This window comes from Desulfobacter curvatus DSM 3379 (assembly GCF_000373985.1).
Classification (GTDB): domain Bacteria; phylum Desulfobacterota; class Desulfobacteria; order Desulfobacterales; family Desulfobacteraceae; genus Desulfobacter; species Desulfobacter curvatus.
Genome location: NZ_KB893044.1, coordinates 1 through 1,172 on the forward strand (window position 1 = coordinate 1; position 1,172 = coordinate 1,172).

Sequence of the window (1,172 nt, forward strand, 5' to 3'; positions counted from 1 at the left end):
GACTCCCCATCACTGAGGAGCCCTCCCACACCACCCGGCATACGGATCACGTACCAGGGCGGTTCGGCTGATTTAAGGAATCAGTTCCCGGGCAGGTATAATCCTTTATCAATAAAATATCTTTCAGGCATAGCAGTGGCCACCCATTTGACTTTGCTCATGTGCCAGTACTTTTTGCGGGCATTGCCGCAAAGCATGGCATCATGGTGAGCAATGCCAAGCTTCTCAAGGTTCCGAACCCTGGTTTTAGGCTTTTTCCATTGTTTCCAAACAAGACTTCGCAGCCGTCGCATTATCCAAATTTTGAGCCCTTTGAGGAAGGATTTGGCTTCAGTGAGCCGGAAATAATTCCACCATCCCCTAAAGTATTGGTTCAATTCCTGGATGACCTGCCACAGGCTTTTACCCCGCTTGCGGCTGGTTAATTCCCGCACTTTGTCCTTGAATCGTTTCATACTCTTGGCATGAATCCGAATCTTGGACTGTCCACACATTTGGAAATATGTGAATCCAAGGAATTTGCGTAACCACGGTCTGCTGACAGCACTTTTGTCCTGGTTTACTTTAAGCTTGAGTTTCACGGTCAGAAACCTGGTGATACTCTGCATAACCCTTTCGGCCGCTTTCCGGCTTTTGCAGAAGATCATAAAGTCATCGGCATAACGGACATACCGNTGCCCTCGTTTCTCCAGTTCCTTGTCCAGCTCATCAAGGACGATGTTGGACAGCAAAGGAGAGAGCGGACCTCCCTGGGGAGTCCCTTCTTCCGTGGGAACCGTAACGCCTAAAGTCATTACACCGGATCTTAGATAAGCGCGTATTACCTTTAATACGCGCTTATCCTTGATTCTGCCGGCGAGTCTACTCATCAGACGGTCGTGCGAAACCCGGTCGGAAAATTTGGACAGGTCCATATCGACGACATAGGTATAACCTTCAACCATGTACCTTTTACCCTGCACCACCGCATCGTGTGCNGATTTGCCGGGTCTGAATCCATAACTGTATTCAGAGAAAAAAGGCTCCCATACCTGTTCCAGGATTTGGGATATGGCCTGCTGTATAAATCGGTCAAGCACCGTGGGTATTCCAAGTAAACGGACACCGCCGTCCGGTTTAGGGATCTCCTTGCGTTTCACCGGCAGCGGTTTATGCCTGCAGTTAAGCAGGTC

The 1,172-nt window shown here is 49.3% G+C and carries 1 protein-coding gene; it reads right to left on the reverse strand.

The features are described from left to right. Positions 1-80: 80 nt before the first annotated feature. Positions 81-1,139 carry a group II intron reverse transcriptase/maturase gene (gene ltrA, locus B147_RS28105; RefSeq protein WP_425387018.1) on the reverse strand — a complete coding sequence of 353 codons (1,059 nt, stop codon included), beginning with the start codon at positions 1,137-1,139 and terminating at the stop codon, positions 81-83. Positions 1,140-1,172 lie beyond the last annotated feature (33 nt).